Annotated in this window: 17 protein-coding genes and 1 tRNA gene; 12 read left to right on the top strand and 6 right to left on the bottom strand. The window is 27.2% G+C overall.

Going from position 1 to position 17,832, the window contains the following annotated elements:
* Positions 1-38: 38 nt before the first annotated feature.
* From CLV39_RS07105 to CLV39_RS07115, 3 genes are read right to left on the bottom strand one after another with little or no spacing between them, the layout of a single operon-like run.
* Positions 39-563: a LabA-like NYN domain-containing protein gene (locus CLV39_RS07105; RefSeq protein WP_121923550.1), complete on the bottom strand. Its 525-nt coding sequence runs from the start codon at positions 561-563 to the stop codon at positions 39-41.
* 9 nt (positions 564-572) lie between these two features.
* Positions 573-1,013, bottom strand: a complete 441-nt coding sequence (locus CLV39_RS07110; RefSeq protein ID WP_121923551.1) for a DsrE family protein — start codon at positions 1,011-1,013, stop codon at positions 573-575.
* Entirely contained in the window at positions 1,010-1,828 is an 819-nt protein-coding gene (locus tag CLV39_RS07115) for a multiheme c-type cytochrome (RefSeq protein ID WP_121923552.1), read from the bottom strand. The genes CLV39_RS07110 and CLV39_RS07115 overlap by 4 nt, the downstream gene beginning before the upstream one ends.
* Positions 1,829-2,001: 173 nt before the next feature.
* Between CLV39_RS07115 and CLV39_RS07120 the strand changes: the two genes are divergently transcribed.
* From CLV39_RS07120 to CLV39_RS07160, 9 genes are all read left to right on the top strand, one after another.
* Positions 2,002-3,066, top strand: a complete 1,065-nt coding sequence (locus CLV39_RS07120) for a succinate dehydrogenase/fumarate reductase iron-sulfur subunit (protein ID WP_121923553.1) — start codon at positions 2,002-2,004, stop codon at positions 3,064-3,066.
* On the top strand, positions 3,066-3,959 hold the full coding sequence (locus CLV39_RS07125; RefSeq protein ID WP_121923554.1) for a CoB--CoM heterodisulfide reductase iron-sulfur subunit B family protein: 894 nt from the start codon (positions 3,066-3,068) through the stop codon (positions 3,957-3,959). The genes CLV39_RS07120 and CLV39_RS07125 overlap by 1 nt, the downstream gene beginning before the upstream one ends.
* Before the next feature lie 183 nt (positions 3,960-4,142).
* Positions 4,143-4,469 carry an ArsR/SmtB family transcription factor gene (locus tag CLV39_RS07130; RefSeq protein WP_121923555.1) on the top strand — a complete coding sequence of 109 codons (327 nt, stop codon included), beginning with the start codon at positions 4,143-4,145 and terminating at the stop codon, positions 4,467-4,469.
* 3 nt (positions 4,470-4,472) lie between these two features.
* The gene (trxA, locus tag CLV39_RS07135) at positions 4,473-4,790 is read left to right on the top strand and encodes a thioredoxin (protein ID WP_121923556.1); all 318 of its coding nucleotides are present in this window, start codon (positions 4,473-4,475) and stop codon (positions 4,788-4,790) included.
* Between the two features lie 7 nt (positions 4,791-4,797).
* A complete protein-coding gene (lpxA, locus tag CLV39_RS07140; RefSeq protein WP_121923557.1) occupies positions 4,798-5,601 on the top strand; it encodes an acyl-ACP--UDP-N-acetylglucosamine O-acyltransferase in 804 nt (267 codons plus the stop codon).
* Positions 5,598-6,416, top strand: a complete 819-nt coding sequence (locus tag CLV39_RS07145; RefSeq protein ID WP_121923558.1) for an LpxI family protein — start codon at positions 5,598-5,600, stop codon at positions 6,414-6,416. The genes lpxA and CLV39_RS07145 overlap by 4 nt, the downstream gene beginning before the upstream one ends.
* Positions 6,409-6,945, top strand: coding sequence for a hypothetical protein (locus tag CLV39_RS07150; RefSeq protein WP_121923559.1), 537 nt, complete (start codon positions 6,409-6,411; stop codon positions 6,943-6,945). The genes CLV39_RS07145 and CLV39_RS07150 overlap by 8 nt, the downstream gene beginning before the upstream one ends.
* Positions 6,946-7,083: 138 nt before the next feature.
* Positions 7,084-9,039, top strand: a complete 1,956-nt coding sequence (thrS, locus tag CLV39_RS07155; RefSeq protein WP_121923560.1) for a threonine--tRNA ligase — start codon at positions 7,084-7,086, stop codon at positions 9,037-9,039.
* Position 9,040: 1 nt separating this feature from the next.
* Positions 9,041-9,370 (top strand): hypothetical protein, encoded by a 330-nt coding sequence (locus CLV39_RS07160; RefSeq protein ID WP_121923561.1) that lies wholly within the window; start codon positions 9,041-9,043, stop codon positions 9,368-9,370.
* On the opposite strand, the gene bioB is transcribed toward CLV39_RS07160, so the two are convergent.
* Positions 9,367-10,383, bottom strand: coding sequence for a biotin synthase BioB (gene bioB / locus CLV39_RS07165; protein ID WP_121923562.1), 1,017 nt, complete (start codon positions 10,381-10,383; stop codon positions 9,367-9,369). The genes CLV39_RS07160 and bioB overlap by 4 nt on opposite strands.
* 151 nt (positions 10,384-10,534) lie before the next feature.
* On the opposite strand from bioB, the gene CLV39_RS07170 reads away from it, so the two are divergent.
* Positions 10,535-10,945, top strand: a complete 411-nt coding sequence (locus CLV39_RS07170; protein ID WP_121923563.1) for a hypothetical protein — start codon at positions 10,535-10,537, stop codon at positions 10,943-10,945.
* 34 nt (positions 10,946-10,979) lie between these two features.
* A tRNA-Leu gene (locus CLV39_RS07175) sits at positions 10,980-11,063 on the top strand.
* A gap of 1 nt (position 11,064) precedes the next feature.
* Here CLV39_RS07175 and CLV39_RS07180 read toward each other — a convergent pair.
* A complete protein-coding gene (locus CLV39_RS07180; protein ID WP_121923564.1) occupies positions 11,065-13,854 on the bottom strand; it encodes an EAL domain-containing protein in 2,790 nt (929 codons plus the stop codon).
* A 1-nt stretch (position 13,855) separates the two neighbouring features.
* Entirely contained in the window at positions 13,856-14,953 is a 1,098-nt protein-coding gene (locus CLV39_RS07185; protein WP_121923565.1) for a PilZ domain-containing protein, read from the bottom strand.
* Positions 14,954-15,150: 197 nt separating this feature from the next.
* On the opposite strand from CLV39_RS07185, the gene leuS reads away from it, so the two are divergent.
* A complete protein-coding gene (leuS, locus tag CLV39_RS07190) occupies positions 15,151-17,832 on the top strand; it encodes a leucine--tRNA ligase (protein ID WP_121923566.1) in 2,682 nt (893 codons plus the stop codon).

Below are 17,832 nucleotides of genomic sequence, written 5' to 3' on the forward strand. Positions count from 1 at the left end.
GCTTTTTTTACTATAATATAGGAAATTTCTACTTTAAATCAAAGGAATATATCTTCACCAAAGATAGTTAAATCAATGAATTCGTCAGCTGTTTCTATTAGTTCTTTGGCAGTTGTTTGTTTGAAAGCGGCGACTTCTACTTTTACACCTTTTGTATGTAAATATTTAACAAGCTCAACAAAATCACCATCTCCACTTGTTAATACTGCTACATCTATTTTGTCTGCCATAGATATTGCATCCATTGCTATTCCCATATCCCAATCAGCTTTTATACTTGTCCATAAATTCCCTTGTTCGTCTAATCTTTTGAATATTTTTGGTTCTTTTGCTTTTACTTGATAACCAATATGCCTTAAAGTGTTTATAAAACCTTTTTGATCTACACCTTGAAGTTTTACAAGATAGGCTATAGCTCTTACAAGAACTCTATCATTTAACACTTTATACAAAACACTTTCAAAATTAACTTTTCTATTAAATACATCTCTTGCTGAGTAATATAAGTTTTGAACATCTAAAAATACTGCTATTCTTTGATTTTTATATAAACCTTTTCCCAAATCTTCTCCTTATTCAAATGGAACCAATGCATATCCTTTATTTTGTAATATTATAATCTCTTGCCATGAATTTTTCACAATATTTACAAAATCTATAATATCTTTTTTCTTAAGTCCATATCTATTTAAAGCTATATTACAAGCTTTTATCTGAACATTATATAACTCTTTTAATATCTCAAGCTGATTTTGCAAATCTTCAATTTGGTGTCTTTTTCTAGGTGAGAATTTAGATAAATCTTTTCTTAAAAATAAAACACAACTTCCATGTATAGTTATCTCAAACTTATATTTTAGATTATCTTCTTTAAAATTTTTTATTGTTCTTTCAATTAAAAATAACCTACCTAAAACAAATCTTGCATTATTAGATTCACAATCAAAAACTGCTTTATATTCCTGAGAAAAAGAAAAAGAGAAAAAAAGCAAAACTAAAAATAAGTATTTCATTTTTCTAATTTACTTTTTAACATTAAAGGTGTTTCATGAACATTATGACATTTATAACATACTCCACCAATAGAATTCATAGCTTGCATAAAGTTTTTCTTGTTTTTCTGTCTTACAGACTGAACTAAATTTCTTAAGGCTTTATTTGTTTTTTTACCAAAATAAACATTCTCAACAATCTTATTTGTATGACATTCAGAACAACTTTGAGTTAATGCTTTAAATCTTTTTGTAAAATCTACTGCTGATTTTAAAGCTCTTTTTGTTTTATCATCATCAAAAAAAACTTTTGTTAGTTTATAGCTTGTTGATAATTTTTTCATATAATCTTCAACACTATAATCCATTCCTGATACTGGATCTTCAATTGATATAAGATCAACTGAAGGATAATGGTATTTTACTTTTACAGGTAACATATTCTTTTTATGACAGTTAGAACAGCTTTGCCCTACTAAATTTGCATACTTTCTTATATTTGCTATATTTTTGTTTTTTACTGCTTCAACAAGTTTTTCCATCTCATTTTTTCTAAGATACTTTTTCCATGAAGGAACCATTTTTTCTATTTTAAAATAGGATTCTTTTAATCTTCCAGCCCATTTTTCTGCATTTTTCCAATCTTTTTGCTGTACATTTGTAAGCATTCCTGTAAAAGAAGTAGATGCTTGATACATGTTATATAAAAATAAAGGAGCCTTTGCATTTGGCGGATAGTATTTATCTAACTCTTTAGGGGGTTTTTTTAATTTTACAGTGTTTCCAGCAAATGCTGTTAAAGATAAAGCCATTATACCTACCAATATTCTTTTCATTATATTTCCCTCCTAAATTTCCTATATCTTCAATATAATTTTTATAATTAATATAGTCAATAATTTTTTATGTATAATAGTTTTTTTATGTATAATAGTTTTTGTTGCTATATTTTAATTTATATGGTTAAAATATTTAAAATTTATAAATAATCGTATAGAGGTGTGGAAAAATGGAGCACTTTTATCTAAAAGTATTTAGATACGATCCTACCAAAGATGAACAGCCTTACTACAAAACTTACAAACTACCTGTTGAAAAAGGTATGACAGTTCTTGCAGCTCTATTTAAAGTTAAAGAAACACAAGATCCTTCAATATCTTTTAGGTATAACTGTAGAGCAGCTATATGTGGTTCTTGTTCTATGAAAATAAATGGACATGGGACATTAGCTTGTAAAGAACAAGTAACTAAACTTCTTGAGAAATATAACACAGATACAATTGTTGTAGAACCTATTGGAAATGTTAAACCTTTAAAAGATCTTATATTTGATTTTGATTGGCTATTGGAAAAATTCAAACAAGTTAAACCTTGGTTTATTCCAAAAGAACCACCTCCTGCAGATGGTACAGAATATAGACAAGATCCTTATGATCATCACAAAATAGATTTTGCATCTGATTGTATTTTATGTGCTTCTTGTGTTTCTGAATGTAATGCTTTAAAAGCAAATAAAGATTATCTATCTCCTTTTGTTTTGGCAAAAGCATATAGATTTGCTGCAGACTCAAGAGATGGAGCAAGAAGAGAAAGATTAGAAGCAGTTTTAGATCATTTCAATCTTGAATGGTGTGTAAGATGTTGGCAATGTACAACAAACTGTCCAAAAGAAGTTCAACCTTATGAAAGTATTATAAGACTTAGAATTATTGCAGCAGAAGAAGGATATAAAACTCCCGGTGAAAGACATGCTGAAATATTTGAAAAAGACATTAAAGAAAGAGGCCTTCTTAATGAAATGCTTTTACCAATAAGACAAGAAGGTGTTCTTGGTGCTGTAAAAAGAGCCCCATTTGGAATAAAAATGTTCTTTAAAGGAAAAGTAAATATAGCTGATTTCTTTGGCGGACACAAAGTTAAAAGACATGAAGAAGTTGAAAAAATTTATGAAAAGGCTAAGGAAAAAGAAAAAGAAGTTAAAATTAGAATTCCTCAAATACTTGGAGTTGTATATGAAGATAAAAGGAAAACTAGAAAGAGAGCCAACTTTTTAGACAAAGGAGGTAATGAATAATGGCTGAATTAAAATATGCTTTTTATACAGGTTGTTCTGCAAAGGGAGTAGCTCCTGAGCTTTATAACTCAACATATTTAGTGGCAGAAAAGCTTGGTATGGAACTTATTGAACTTGAAGCTGCTACTTGCTGTGGTGCAGGAGCTGTTCAAGAAAAAGATGAGTTTCTATCATTAACTATAAATGCAAGAAATTTAGCACTTGCTGAAGAACTTGGACTTGATTTATTAACAATATGTAATACTTGTACTGTAATGCTTAGAGAAACAAAATTTAAACTTGATAATGATCCTGAATTAAAAAAGGCAGTTAATGAAGTTTTAGCAGAAGCAGGATTAGAATATAAAGGAACTTCTGAAGTTACTCATTTCTTATGGGAAGTAATAGATGGTGTTGGACTTGATAAATTAAAAGAGATGGTTGTCAGACCTTTAAAAGATTTTAATATAGCTCCATTTTACGGTTGTCATATAATTAGACCTGTATATTTAATAGGTTATGAAGATCCAGATAATCCAAAATCTATAGAAATGATTATTGAAGCATTAGGAGGAAATCCTAAGGATCATGAAGCAAGACTTGCTTGCTGTGGTTTCCACTCTTTCTGGTCTGCAGAAGATGAAGTTACATTAAGACTTACAGCAATGGATACAGAGGCAGCAAAAGAAGAAAAAGCAGATTTTATGGTAACACCTTGCCCACTTTGTCATACTCAACTTGATGCAATGCAAGAAGAAGCAGAGGAAAGAATAGGTACTAATATAGGAATGCCTATACTCCACCTTCCTCAAATGATTGGTCTTGCTTTAGGAATGAATCCTGAAGAATTAGGTCTCCAAAAACATGTAATATCAACAGAAAATATTATCAATAAAATAACAGCGTCTGTATAAATCTTATAAAAGGGCTTTTAGCCCTTTCCCTATATTTATATTATCTAACCAAGCTTGTAAAATCCTATAAATACTTACTTTTAATATTTATATTAATATTCTTATAATATATCTTGAAATTATTATAATATATACTTATAATATAATTTAGTTATATTCTAATATAAATGGAAGGTGATTAAGATGGCAAAAAAAGCAAAGTCAGAAGAACAAATTGTAGATTCAAATTTATGGCAAGATGAAGAATGGCTTGAAGAAAATGCAGAACTTTTAAAAGCTTTAGCCCATCCAAGTAGACTTAAAATAATAGGTTTTTTAAGTTCAGGAAAAAAATGTGTAAAACATATCTGGGAAGCTTTAGATTTACCTCAGCCTAATGTTTCTCAACATTTATCTGTTTTAAGAAATAAAGGTATACTTGGTTATAAACGAGAAGGTTCAATTGTATGTTATTATATTAAAAATGAAAAAGCTTTAAAAATTTATAAATTATTAGTAGAGGAGGAATAAAAAATGGCTGGCAAAGTATGTGTTTTAAATGAATCAAATTGGGAGCAGGAGGTTTTAAACTCTGAACTACCTGTATTAGTTGATTTTTGGGCACCATGGTGTGGACCTTGTAGATTAATAGCTCCTGTTATAGAAGAGCTTGCTGAAGAACTTGAAGGAAAAGCTAAAATATGTAAGTTAAACACTGATGAAAATCCAAATATAGCAATGAAATATGGAATTAGAGCTATCCCTACAATTATGGTATTTAAAAATGGACAAGTAGTAGATACAAAAGTTGGTGTTCAACCAAAAGAAGTATTAAAAAGTTTATTAGTTTAAGGAATTCATGGCTACAGAAATACATCCAACAGCAATAGTTTCTAAAAAGGCAAAAATTGGGGCCAATGTTAAAATTGGCCCTTTTTCCATTATTGAAGATAATGTTGAAATTGGTGATAACACAGAGATTTCTTCCAATGTAAAAATAAAAAACTATACTTCAATAGGTGAAAATTGTAAGATTTTTGAAGGAGCAGTAATAGGCAATATTCCACAACATCTTGGTTTTGAAGGTGAAAAAAGTTTTGTAAAGATAGGAAATAATGTTGTAATTAGAGAATATTGTACTATCCACAGAGGAACAAGATTTGATGATGGTATAACATTAATAAATGATAATACCTATCTTATGGCTTATGTTCATATTGCCCATGACTGTAAAGTTGGGAAAAACACAATTCTTGCAAATAATGTAACCCTTGCAGGTCATGTTCATATAGGCAACAATGTTTTTATTGGTGGTCTTACTCCTATTCATCAGTTTTGTAGAATTGGTGATTATGCAATGGTAGGTGGTGCTTCAGCAGTTGATAAAGATATTCCACCATATACAAGAGCTTCTAAAAATCATGCAAGGCTTTATGGATTAAACCTTGTAGGATTAAAAAGAAATGGTTTTACCAGTGAGCAAATAAAAATTTTAAAAGAGGCATATAAAATACTTTTTATTAAATCTTCTACTTTAGAAGAGGGAATAAGGAAGGTATTAGAAGAATTACCAGAAACAGAAGAGATAAAAAATTTAATTAATTTTATAAAAAATTCAAAAAGAGGAATTACACCAGACGCAACTAAAAAGAAATCAGTATGAAGATAGGTCTTATTGCAGGTTCAGGAGAACTTCCTATCCAGTTTGCTAAAAATGCTTTAGAAAAAGGAAATCAAGTTTTTACAGTTGCAATAAAAAATATTACAGACAAAAAAATTCAAAAATATTCTCAAGTTAAATGGCTTCATTTTGGAGAGGCTCAAAAATTAATAGATACCTTTAAAGAAAAGAATATAAAAAATATTGTAATGCTTGGGAAAATAGAACATTACTCTTTAATATTTTCTATTTATAAATTAGATGAAAGGGCAAAAAGATTTTTTTCATCTTTAAAAGATAAAAAAGCAAAAACTATTTTAGAAGGTGTGATAAAAGAGCTTGAAGCTGAAGGCTTTTATTTTATAGATCCTTCTCCTTATTTAGAAAATCTTCTTGTTCCAGAAGGTTTGGTAAATGATATAAAACCTGAAGGAAAATATATTGAAGATGCAAAATTTGGCCTTAAAATAGCAAAAGAAATAGCTCAATTGGATATAGGGCAAACAGTAGTAGTTAAAGATAAAATAGTTGTAGCAGTAGAAGGTCTTGAAGGCACAGATAAATGTATAATCAGGGCTGGTAAACTTGCAGGAGAAAATACAGTAGTTTGTAAAGTTGCAAGAAAAAATCAAGATATGAGATATGATGTTCCAGTAATTGGCATTAAAACATTAGAAAGCATGAAAAAAGCTAAAGCAAAACTACTTGCAGTAGAAACAAATAGAACTTATCTTTTAGAAAAAGAAAAATTTATAGAAAAAGCTAATAAATATAAAATTTCTGTAATAGGTTTTAATTTAGAAAAGATTTATGAATGAGCAAGAATATCTACAGGAAATTGAAAAGTATTATCTATCTTTAAAAGGTTCTTTAACTTTTTTATCACCAAATGAATCAAATTTAATACTAAAATGGTATAAAGAAAATAGAGATTTAAAATTAATAAAGAAATTGATTAAAGAAGAAATTGCAAAACTGCCTGAAAGAAAGAAAAAATATTTTTCTTTATTGTCTGTTGAAAAAAGATTATCAGAAAAAAAAGAAAAAGCTAAAAAAGATAAAGCAAAACAAAAAAAAGTTTCTATATGGGAAAAAGTTGTAAAAGCTAAAAATTTACCTGAAGAATTATTAAAGGTTCCAGATGATTACAAAGGTGATATAAATCTTTATCAGGAAAAAAATATAATCTCTTATATATGGAAAAATATGAGTTTAGAAGAAAAAGAAAAGTTAAAAAAGGAAGCCATTTTAGAACTGAGAAATTATGATTTTCTTCCTGATGATATAAAATCCACAATAAAAGCTATTATTTATAATAAAATAAAGGAAAGTTTATTAAATGTTTAAATTTTCGTCAAAACTATAAAAAATTAAGTTTTAATGTTTGCATTTAGCAAATAGTTTTCATAATATACACATTAATTTATATAAACCTGTCAATAGTTTGATGATATAATTTTTTTTAGTCTTTATAAGGAGGTAAAAATGTTAAAAATTAATATAGAAGGTATTGGTGAGTTTGAATTTCCAGAAGGAATTACTATAAAAGAAATTATAAATCAGATAGAAGATAAAATTAAAAATCCTTCAGCTATATTAGGTGGAGTTTTTAATGGAGAGATTATAGATATTCATACACCTATCAGAGAAAGTGGTAATTTAAGATTTTTAACTAAAAAAGATAAAGAAAGTTTAGAAATACTTAGACACTCTTTAGCACATATTATGGCTCAAGCATTAAAAGAACTTTATGGCTCAGATAAAGTACATCTTGGAATAGGACCAACTACAGATGTTGGATTTTTCTATGATGTTGAAGTAGAAGGAAAAAGATTAACTGAAGAAGATCTTCCAGTAATTGAAGAAAAGATGAAAGAGATTATAAAAAGAGATTGTCAAATAGAAAGAGAAGAACTACCAAGAGAAAAAGCAATAGAATTTTTTGAAAATACTAAAGAGTTTTATAAAGTAGATTTAATAAGGCATGATATTCCTGAAAATGCTCCTATTTCTGTTTATAAACAGTGTGAATTTACAGATCTTTGTAGAGGACCACATATACCATCTACAGGAAAAGCATCAACAGCTTTTAAACTTTTTAATATTGCAGGAGCTTACTGGAAAGGAAAAGAAGGAAATCCAATGCTCCAAAGAATTTATGGAGTAGCATTTTGGGATAAAAAAGATCTAAAAAAATATCTTAATATGCTTGAAGAAGCTAAAAAAAGAGACCATAGAAAAATAGGAAAAGAACTTGAACTATTTATAATAGATGAAAATGTTGGTGGTGGACTTGCATTATGGCTACCAAAAGGTGCAATTATAAGAAATGAGATAGAAAATGATTGGAGAAAAGAACATATTAAAAGAGGTTATCAGCTTGTTTATACACCACATGTAGGGAAAGAGCAGTTATGGGAAACTTCAGGGCATGTCAATTTTTATAGAGAAAATATGTTTCCTGAAATGCAGATAGAAGAAGAAGGATATTTTGTAAAACCAATGAACTGTCCATTCCATGTTGAAATTTACAAATCAAAACAAAGATCATATAAAGAACTTCCTATAAAACTTGCAGAACTTGGTACTGTTTATAGATATGAAAGAAGTGGAGTTTTACATGGATTAATGAGGGTTAGAGGTTTTACACAAGATGATGCTCATATAATATGTAGAGAAGATCAAGTAGAGGAAGAGATTAGAAAAGTTTTAGAATTTGCAATTGAAACCTTAAAAAATTATGGATTTGAAGAGTTTGAAGTTTATCTTTCAACAAGGCCTGAAAAATCTGTTGGTGATGATAGAATGTGGGAAATTGCAACAGATGCTTTAAGAAAAGCAATAGAGTCTGTTGGATTAGAATATGATATTGATGAAGGTGGTGGAGCATTTTATGGCCCTAAAATAGATGTAAAAATAAAAGATGCTATTGGTAGAATGTGGCAATGTTCTACTATCCAGTTTGATTTTAATCTACCAGAAAGATTTGATATGTATTACATTGGTGAAGATAATAAAAGACACAGACCTTATATGATACATAGGGCAGTATTTGGTTCTATAGAAAGATTTATAGGTGTATTAATAGAACATTATGCAGGCCAATTTCCTTTATGGCTTTCTCCTGTACAAGCAAAAGTAATCCCAATTGCAGATGCTCATGTAGAATATGCTAAACAGGTAGAAGAAAAACTAAAAAATGCAGGTTTAAGAGTTGAGATAGATGATAGAAATGAAAGAATGAATAAAAAAATAAGAGATGCAGAGCTACAAAAAATACCTTATATGCTTGTAGTTGGAGATAAAGAATGGCAAACAGGTACAGTATCAGTAAGAACTAAGAAAAAAGGTAATATTGGTGTATTTACTATTGATGAATTTATAGAAAAGGCTAAAAAATTAATAGATAAAAAAGCTACTGAATATACTTTTGAAGATTAAAATGAGATTTGTATATATTGTTCTTAGCTTTGCTTTAGTATATGGATTTGTTTTTGCATTTCCAATGCATAATTTTGAAACTAAAAATAATAGTCAAGCTCAAGTTATAGAAGGATGTATAGGAGATTGTTCTTCTTGTCATTCTCTTCTTCCTTATGAAGCAAAGCAGATTTTAGGTAAAAAATTTGATGTAAAAAAGATTATATCTATATCTGTAGAAAGAGGATATTTTAAGATAATTTATGAGAACTCAAAAGGTAAAAAAGAGAAGATAAATCTACTTTTTAGCAAGGATAAGGCATGTAAAGACCTTATCCTTTTAGATCATTAAGTTTGAACTCCAAGCTCTTTCCATAAAGAAAAATCTTCTTTTCCTGTTAATAATTTTCTGCCAAGTCTTCTTGCCATTTCTTCATCTTTTCCAGGTTCTCTACCTGCTCTTGTTAAATATCCACCTGCCATTAAGCAGTTTGCAACTTCCATAGCTATATCATGATAGTCTTTTAAATTTTGCTCTCTACCACCACAAAGTCTTATCTCTGCTTTAGGATTAAATATTCTAAATAAGGCTACAATTTTTAAACATTTTGCAGGTGTTAGATTATTTGTGTTTTCAAAAGGTGTCCCGGGAATAGGTATTAGAAAATTTAAAGGTATTGAATGAACATTTAAATTTCTATAAGTATCTGCTAAATCTACAATATCTTCATCAGATTCTCCCATACCAAAAATTCCACCGCAACAAGTAGAAAGCCCAACTTCTTGGATAGCTTTTATAGTTTCAAATCTATCTTTCCAAGTATGAGTACTTACAATATTTGAAAAATATTTTTCAGATGTTTCAAGATTATGGTTAATTCTATTTACTCCAGCTTCTTTTAAAAGCTTTAAATCTTCTTTGTCAACAGTTCCAATAGAACAGCAAACTTTCACAGGATATTTTTCTTTTATATCTTTAACTGCCTCTGCTATTTTTTCAACTTCCTCTTTTGTTGCTCTTTTTCCTGATACAACGATGCAATATCTATTTGCATTTATAGAAACTGCTTTTTCTGCTCCTTCAAGCATTTCCTCTTTTGAAACAAGTCCATAAGCATTTATAGGTGTAGGATATTTTGAAGATTGAGCACAAAAAGAACAATCTTCAGAGCAACCACCATTTTTTGCATTAATTAAAGAACAAAACTCAACTTCATTCTTAAAAAAATACTCTCTAATCTTAGATGCTTCTTCAACTAAATCCATTACTTGCTCATCAGGAATGTTTAATATTTTCAAACCTTCTTCTTTGCTTATTTTTTCTCCATTTATCACTCTTTCAGCCAAATTTTTTATTAAATCCATATTAAACCTCGTTAACCTTTTTTATATTTATAGTTTACCATATATTAAAAATATAATTTTGTATAAAATCAATACTGGATAGAGTTTAACCTCAAAAGTATATAATTTTGAATTATAATAATATTTAAAATATATCTGTAGAGAGGCAAAAATGAGGAAAATATCTATTTTAATTTTATTTATTGGCTTTTTAATTACAGGATGTGCAAATGTGCAAAATGCTTTAAATCCTACACCAGCAAAATTTGTTCCTAAAACAGAAAAATTCGGAAACTATACCTTTGCAGTTCCAGCCAATTTTAAATTAAAAGATGAAGCAACTTTAATGTACAAAAGTGGATCTAATATTAGAGCATATCTTGTTTATTCTGGAACAGGTACCATTGGAAAAATAGTAAAGTTTTTTGATGAAAATTTATCTAAGTATGGATGGACAAAATCTTCTGAATTGATAGGTTCTTCAGCTATATTAGTTTACAAAAAAGGAAATCAGTTATTACTTATAAAAGTGGAAAAGATGATAACAGCCACTTATATAAAAATGATGTTGACTTGCTCTTAATGTCATATAAATTATGATATAATTTTCAACCTTTGCGAGCGTGGCGGAATTGGCAGACGCGCGGGACTTAGGATCCCGTGGCCGCAAGGCCGTGAGGGTTCAACTCCCTCCGCTCGCATTTATTCTTCAAGGTTTTTATTATCTATAAGTGGAAGTTTTTCTGCTGGGATAGGTTCTCTAATATAATATCCTTGAGAATAATCTATACCTATTTCTTCAATTTTTCTTTGAATATTTTCATCACTTACAAACTCTGCTATAGTTTTTATTCCAAGCTCTTTTGTAAAATGAACTATTGCTTTTACTAATGTTAAAGATTTATCATCAGTTAATATATTTTTAATTAAAGAACCATCTATTTTTAGATAATCTACTCCAATATTTAAAATATAAACAAAGTTAGAATATCCAGTTCCAAAATCATCAATAGATATTTTCACATTATATTCTTTTATATCCTTTATGAAATCTGCCACAAGATTATAGCTTTCAATCTCTTCGCTTTCTGTTATTTCTAAAACAACACTATTAGAACTTTTTATATTGTACTCTTTAATTTTATTTTTTATAAATTTATAAATTTCAGAATCTAAAAGATCCAATGTAGAAATATTTAAAGATATCTCTTCTTCTCTATTTTCAAAAACTTTCAAGCTTTTTTCTATCATTATTTTTGTAATTTGAGGATATAATTTTGCTCTTTTTGCAATATCTAAGAAATAATAAGGGGATACAACTTTGCCATCTTCATCTATTAATCTAACTAATGCTTCATACTTTTCTATTTTTTTAGTTTTATTATTATAAATAGGTTGAAAATATGGAACTATTCTATCATTAGCTATAGCATTTTTAATTTTACTAATCCATTTTAATGTATTTACATACTCTTGTTTTGCACTTTTTGATTCATCATAAAATAGATATTTAAAATTAGTTTCTTTTACTTTTTTTACAGCAGCTTCAGTATCTAAAATAGCTTTTTCTATAACTTCATAATTTCCATTGATTAATGCTATGCCTGCCCTTAAAAGAATATTTATATCAAATCCTTCATAATTGAAAGCTCTATTTTCTATATTAAATATAATACTTAATACAAAATCTTTTATCTCATTTTTATCTTTCTTTGAAAAGAAAACAAATGTAAACTCATCTGAAGGAAATTTGTATAATTTTATATATTCTTTTTCAAAGCCTTTTAATATTTTTGACATTTCTTTTAATATATAATTTCCAGCTTCAAAACCATAAATATCATTCAGCTCTCTAAAATCATCAATATTGAATATAACTATAGCATATGGTTGTTTCTTTCTTATATCTTCAATAAGTTTTGTTCTATTTGGTAAAGATGTTAAATTATCGAAATATAACATTCTTCTTAATTTTTCTTGTGCTTCTATTAAATCTGTTATATCTACTCTTACTGCTACAAACTCTTCTATATTACCTTTTTCATCAAGGATTGGAACTATTGACATTTTCATTACTAAAGTTCTTCCATCTTTTGTTTTTATTTTTAATATTCCTTTCCAAACTTTTTTAGATAAAATTGTTTTCCACATATCTTCAAATTTTTCTTTTGGTTCATCTGGATGCCTAAAAATATTATGTGGTTTGCCTAATACCTCTTCTAATTTATATCCTGTTATTTCTAAAAATGCTTTATTTGCATAAGTAATATTTCCCTTTATATCACTTTTTGATACAAGAGTTGCACTATCAAGAGCTATCTGATACCCTTTGAGAAAACTAATATATTTTTTAATTTCATCTTGCATGATATTAAAAGTTTCAGCTATCTTCTTAAATTCATCTTCTGTATTTATAGTTAAATATTCTGTATAATCTTGATTCCTTAATCTTTGAATAGCTCTTTCTATTTTTACTAAAGGTTTTTCTATAGAGTAATAGAATCCAGTAGATAGATAAGATACAATTAACAATAGAGCTATCAGTCCAAAGATAAGTAAATATATTTCTGTGTAAAGCTCATTTTCCCTTTCTTGAATGGAAACATTAATTTTCTGTAAAAGATTTTTTCTAAAAGAATCAATCTTTGAAATAATTTTTCTTGAATCTTCAAAAAATTTCTCAGGCTCTTCATATTCCTTTTGATTGATAATATTTTGAACATAATTTATATAGTTTTCTATATCTTTTTTTATAGATTTATATTCATTTTTCAGAGTATTATTTTTATCCTGCTTAAAATAATATTTAAAGCTTAAATCTAATTTTTGTAGATTGAACTTAAGGACTGAAATTAGATTTTGTATTATTCTTTTATCTTCTGGATTAATATTTTTTTCAGATAAAAATTCTGTTAAATAAACACTTATCTCTCTAATTGTTTCATTAATATTGGGTATTGTATCAAATAGAGCAACTAATATATTATCCTCAACTATATTTTTCCCTCTATGAACATAGAGATCATAGTTAATAGCTAAATTTTCAAGTAAATTTATTATTGTTTTTATTAATTTTGTATGAGCTAAAAAATTCTGTTTTGTATTTTTTATTGATTTAATTTTAAGCCATTCTCTTTTTAAAAATGTAATGTTTATTATATGTTTATAATTTTCTAAATCAGAAAATAATTTATCTATATTTTTTTCTTTAATAAGGATGTCTTTTTTTAATGATTTTTCTCCTTTCAAATATCTATACATTAATCCTCTATGTTCTTGAAAAAGTTTTAAAAGGTCAAAGATTTTTGAAGAAACTTTTAAAGCCTTTTTTTCTTTTTGGATAATAGTTAATTCTTCATAAAAATTTTTATATATAGGATAGGAAAAAATTAGGTAAGGTATTAGGCCACCAATTAGAAACATTACCAAAATTTTGTGTTTAAATTTTAATTTTCTAAAAAAGCTTTCTGCAGGCTTTATTAACCTATCCATCTTATATTCTTAATTCCTTTATTATTTCAAACTCTCTATCAATAACATATTCTGCTATTTTATCTTCAATTTCTGTATTTTTGATAAACTCAATTCCTGCTCTTTTGCTTTCTTTCAAAATATACCTTATAATCCCTTCAGTTTCTATAGTTTCTCCTCTTAACTGAAACTTTATACTTACTTTGTCATCTTTATTTAGAAGATCTATCTTATCTGTATATATACCAATTCCACCTATGGATATATCTCTTATCAATCCTTCTATGATATTACCATTTTTATTAAGATAAACTTTTATTGCTTCTTTTGGAACTACTCTTAAATATCTTCTTTTTTCCTGTGGTAATTCTGTAAAATGAAAATCAGTAAGTGTAATATAATCAAATTCTTTGAATTTTTTTATTTTTGCTTTTATTATCTTTGGAAAAGAAGGAACTTTTAGATATATATATTTTTCTTCTTCAAAAATAGCAAAATTACAATTTTGAATATCAAGTACAACTGTAACTTCTGAAATTTCTTTTATCCAAGATTTACAGATTACAGGTACTTCTTTATAAAAATCAAGTATCTCAATTTTTTCTTTTCTATCTGAAATATTTTTTAGAATAGAAAAGATTATTTCTTCTTCTTCTTTAGCTTTTTCATTTTTTAATTTATGTAGTTCCTCTTCAACTTTTTTATAATAATCTGCATAAGCTTTTTCTACTTCTATTATATATTTGTCTATTAGTTCAATTAAATTTTTTACTGTATTAAAATCTTTCTTTCCATCTAAAATATAATCTATAAAATCTCTAACTAATCTTAATGTTGAACTTATTAATACTATTTTTAAATCTATTTTACTTTCTGCTATTTTATATGCAAAATTATAAAGCTCCTTAGAAGGATCTTTTTCATAATTTAAAAATAACAAATTATAAAGCTTTATTCCTATAGTTGTAAGAACAGAAGATGGTAAACCTTGTATGTTTTTCTGTTTCTTTTCAAGTAGCATTTCTTGAGTAAAAGAGTTTATAAATTTATCTTTTTCTTTTTCAAAAAACTCTTTTTCAGATACAATAGATTTTAATAAATCTAAAATCTTTTTTTCCATAAACAACTCCTATATTTTAAAATATTTATAACAATCTTTATTAAAAGCATAATAAATATAATAAAAAAATAATAAATATCAAAAATTTTTTAAAATGAAAAATTTATCTTGCTTGTATTTAAATTAATGTTGAATATCTTAATTTGCCATAATGTTAAAATAATATATTGGTTTTAATATAAATAGGAGGAATTATTTTGTCTGCAGAATATAAGTTTAATGAAATAGAAAATCAATATTTAAAATTATGGGAAGAAAATAAAGTTTTTAAATCAGAAGAAAAAGATAAAGAAAAGTTTTATGTTCTTGAAATGTTTCCTTATCCATCTGGAAGAATCCATATGGGACATGTAAGAAATTATGCTATTGGAGATGTAATAAATAGATATTTTAGAATGAAAGGTAAAAATACCCTTCATCCTATGGGATGGGATGCCTTTGGTATGCCTGCAGAAAATGCGGCTATTAAAAGTGGAATTCATCCTGCAAAATGGACATATAGCAATATTGATTATATGAGAAATGAGTTAAAAAGACTTGGTTTTTCTTATGATTGGGATAGAGAGATAGCCACTTGTAATCCAGATTATTATAAATGGAATCAATGGATTTTCTTAAAAATGCTTGAAAAAGGCATTGCATATAGAAAATCTGCAACTGTTAATTGGTGCCCTCATGATTTAACAGTTTTAGCAAATGAACAGGTAATAGAAGGAAGATGCTGGAGATGTGATACTCCTGTAGTTCAAAAAGAGATACCTTCTTGGTATTTAAAAATTACAGAATATGCAGAAGAGCTTTTAGAAGATTTAAAACTTCTTGAAGGAAAATGGCCAGATTCTGTTATAAATATGCAAAGAAACTGGATAGGAAAATCTATTGGAGCAACTATAAACTTTCCTATTGATGGTACTACTCAAACATTAGAAGTATTTACAACAAGACCAGATACCATATTTGGTGTAACTTTTATGGCTCTTGCTCCTGAACATCCTTTAACCTTAGAGCTTGCAAAAGGTACAGGCCAAGAAGAAGAAGTTCAAGCTTTTGTAAATAAATATTTATCAATGTCAACTAAGGATAGAAATATAGTAGAAGAAAAAGAAGGAGTATTTACAGGAAGATATGCAATAAATCCTTTAACAAATGAAAAAATACCAATATATACTGCAAATTATATTTTGTGGGGTTATGGTACAGGAGCAATAATGGCAGTTCCTGCCCATGATGAAAGAGATTACGAGTTTGCTAAAAAATATAATATTCCAATAAAGCCTGTTATAAAACCATTAAATAAAGATTGGGATTTTGAAAAAGCACCTTATACAGAAGAAGGAATTTTAATAAATTCAGATGGATTTGATGGATTAAAATCTTCTGAAGCAAAAGAAAAGATAACGAAAATTCTTGAAGAGAAAAAAATAGGATATAAAACAATTAACTATAGACTTAGAGACTGGAATATATCAAGACAAAGATACTGGGGAACACCTATACCTGTTATATATTGTAATGATTGTGGAATTGTACCAGTACCAGAGGAAGATTTACCTGTTGTACTACCTGAAAATGTAGAATTTACAGGAGTTGGTAATCCTCTTGAAAAAGTTGAAGAGTTTGTAAATACAACCTGTCCAAAATGTGGTAAACCTGCAAAAAGAGAAACAGATACAATGGATACATTTGTAGATAGTTCTTGGTATTTCTTAAGATACTGCGATCCAAAAAATGATAAAAAACCTTTTGATAAAGAAAAAACTGAATATTGGATGCCTGTAGATATATATATAGGTGGAATAGAACATGCTATTTTACATCTTTTATACTCAAGATTTTTTGTTAAATTTTTAAGGGATATAGGTCTTGTAGAGATTAAAGAACCTTTTTCTAAATTATTAACTCAAGGAATGGTATTAAAAAAATGGATAAAAATAGAAAAACTACTTGAGATTTATAATATCTCAGAAAATACGAGTTTAACAAAGCTTTACAAAATATTTAACATAGAAAAAGAAGATAATAGGACTATAAAACAGTTTTTAGAAGAAAATCATCTAAATATTAATGATAATGCAAAACTTTTATTTGAAAAATTAAATCTTCCTATGGATGTTTTAAAAGAGCTTGAAGAAAAATATGGAAAATCAGATAAAATGTCAAAATCAAAACATAATACAGTTGATCCTGATGAGATGATAGAAAAATATGGAGCAGATACAGTAAGACTTTATACTCTTTTTGCGGCACCACCTTCTAATAATTTTGATTGGATAGAAAGCGGTGTAGAAGGTACCCATAGATTTTTAAAAAGAGTTTGGAATTTTGTAATGTCAAATAAAGATAAAATAAAAGATATAACTTATACAAAAGAAGATTTTAAAAATTTAAATGAAGAAGACCAAAAATTAAGAAGAAAACTTCACCAAACTATTAAAAAAGTAAATGAAGATATAACAAGAGAATATCAATTTAATACTGCAATAGCATCTATAATGGAGCTTTTAAATGAGCTTACATCTTATAAAGGAAATAATGAAAAAGTATTAAAAGAAGCAATAGAAAATCTAATACTTTTACTATCTCCATTTACACCATTTATATCAGATAAATTATGGAACGAAATAGGTAATGAAGGATTTACAATAAATCGAAAATTTCCTGAGCCAGATGAAGAAGCTTTAATAGAAAAGACAAAAGAAATTCCTGTTCAAGTAAATGGAAAAATGAGAGGAAAAATAGTAGTTCCTATAGATATATCAGAAGAAGAAGCAGTTGAAAAAGCAGTTAATGAAGAAGCAATTAAAAAATGGATAGAAGGTAAAAATATAGTTAAAACTATATTTATAAAAGGGAAAATACTAAATATTATTGTTAAATAG

Source organism: Hydrogenothermus marinus (assembly GCF_003688665.1).
Classification (GTDB): Bacteria; Aquificota; Aquificia; order Aquificales; family Hydrogenothermaceae; genus Hydrogenothermus; species Hydrogenothermus marinus.

Bases quoted from the DNA above. Each gene is read 5' to 3' on its own strand.
- CLV39_RS07130 (WP_121923555.1), top strand. From the start codon at position 4,143: ATGGCAAAAAAAGCAAAGTCAGAAGAACAAATTGTAGATTCAAATTTA.
- CLV39_RS07145 (WP_121923558.1), top strand. From the start codon at position 5,598: ATGAAGATAGGTCTTATTGCAGGTTCAGGAGAACTTCCTATCCAGTTT.
- trxA (WP_121923556.1), top strand. From the start codon at position 4,473: ATGGCTGGCAAAGTATGTGTTTTAAATGAATCAAATTGGGAGCAGGAG.
- CLV39_RS07150 (WP_121923559.1), top strand. From the start codon at position 6,409: ATGAATGAGCAAGAATATCTACAGGAAATTGAAAAGTATTATCTATCT.
- CLV39_RS07170 (WP_121923563.1), top strand. From the start codon at position 10,535: ATGAGGAAAATATCTATTTTAATTTTATTTATTGGCTTTTTAATTACA.
- CLV39_RS07125 (WP_121923554.1), top strand. From the start codon at position 3,066: ATGGCTGAATTAAAATATGCTTTTTATACAGGTTGTTCTGCAAAGGGA.
- bioB (WP_121923562.1), bottom strand. From the start codon at position 10,383: ATGGATTTAATAAAAAATTTGGCTGAAAGAGTGATAAATGGAGAAAAA.
- CLV39_RS07120 (WP_121923553.1), top strand. From the start codon at position 2,002: ATGGAGCACTTTTATCTAAAAGTATTTAGATACGATCCTACCAAAGAT.
- CLV39_RS07115 (WP_121923552.1), bottom strand. From the start codon at position 1,828: ATGAAAAGAATATTGGTAGGTATAATGGCTTTATCTTTAACAGCATTT.
- thrS (WP_121923560.1), top strand. From the start codon at position 7,084: ATGTTAAAAATTAATATAGAAGGTATTGGTGAGTTTGAATTTCCAGAA.
- CLV39_RS07110 (WP_121923551.1), bottom strand. From the start codon at position 1,013: ATGAAATACTTATTTTTAGTTTTGCTTTTTTTCTCTTTTTCTTTTTCT.
- CLV39_RS07180 (WP_121923564.1), bottom strand. From the start codon at position 13,854: ATGGATAGGTTAATAAAGCCTGCAGAAAGCTTTTTTAGAAAATTAAAA.
- CLV39_RS07185 (WP_121923565.1), bottom strand. From the start codon at position 14,953: ATGGAAAAAAAGATTTTAGATTTATTAAAATCTATTGTATCTGAAAAA.
- lpxA (WP_121923557.1), top strand. From the start codon at position 4,798: ATGGCTACAGAAATACATCCAACAGCAATAGTTTCTAAAAAGGCAAAA.
- CLV39_RS07160 (WP_121923561.1), top strand. From the start codon at position 9,041: ATGAGATTTGTATATATTGTTCTTAGCTTTGCTTTAGTATATGGATTT.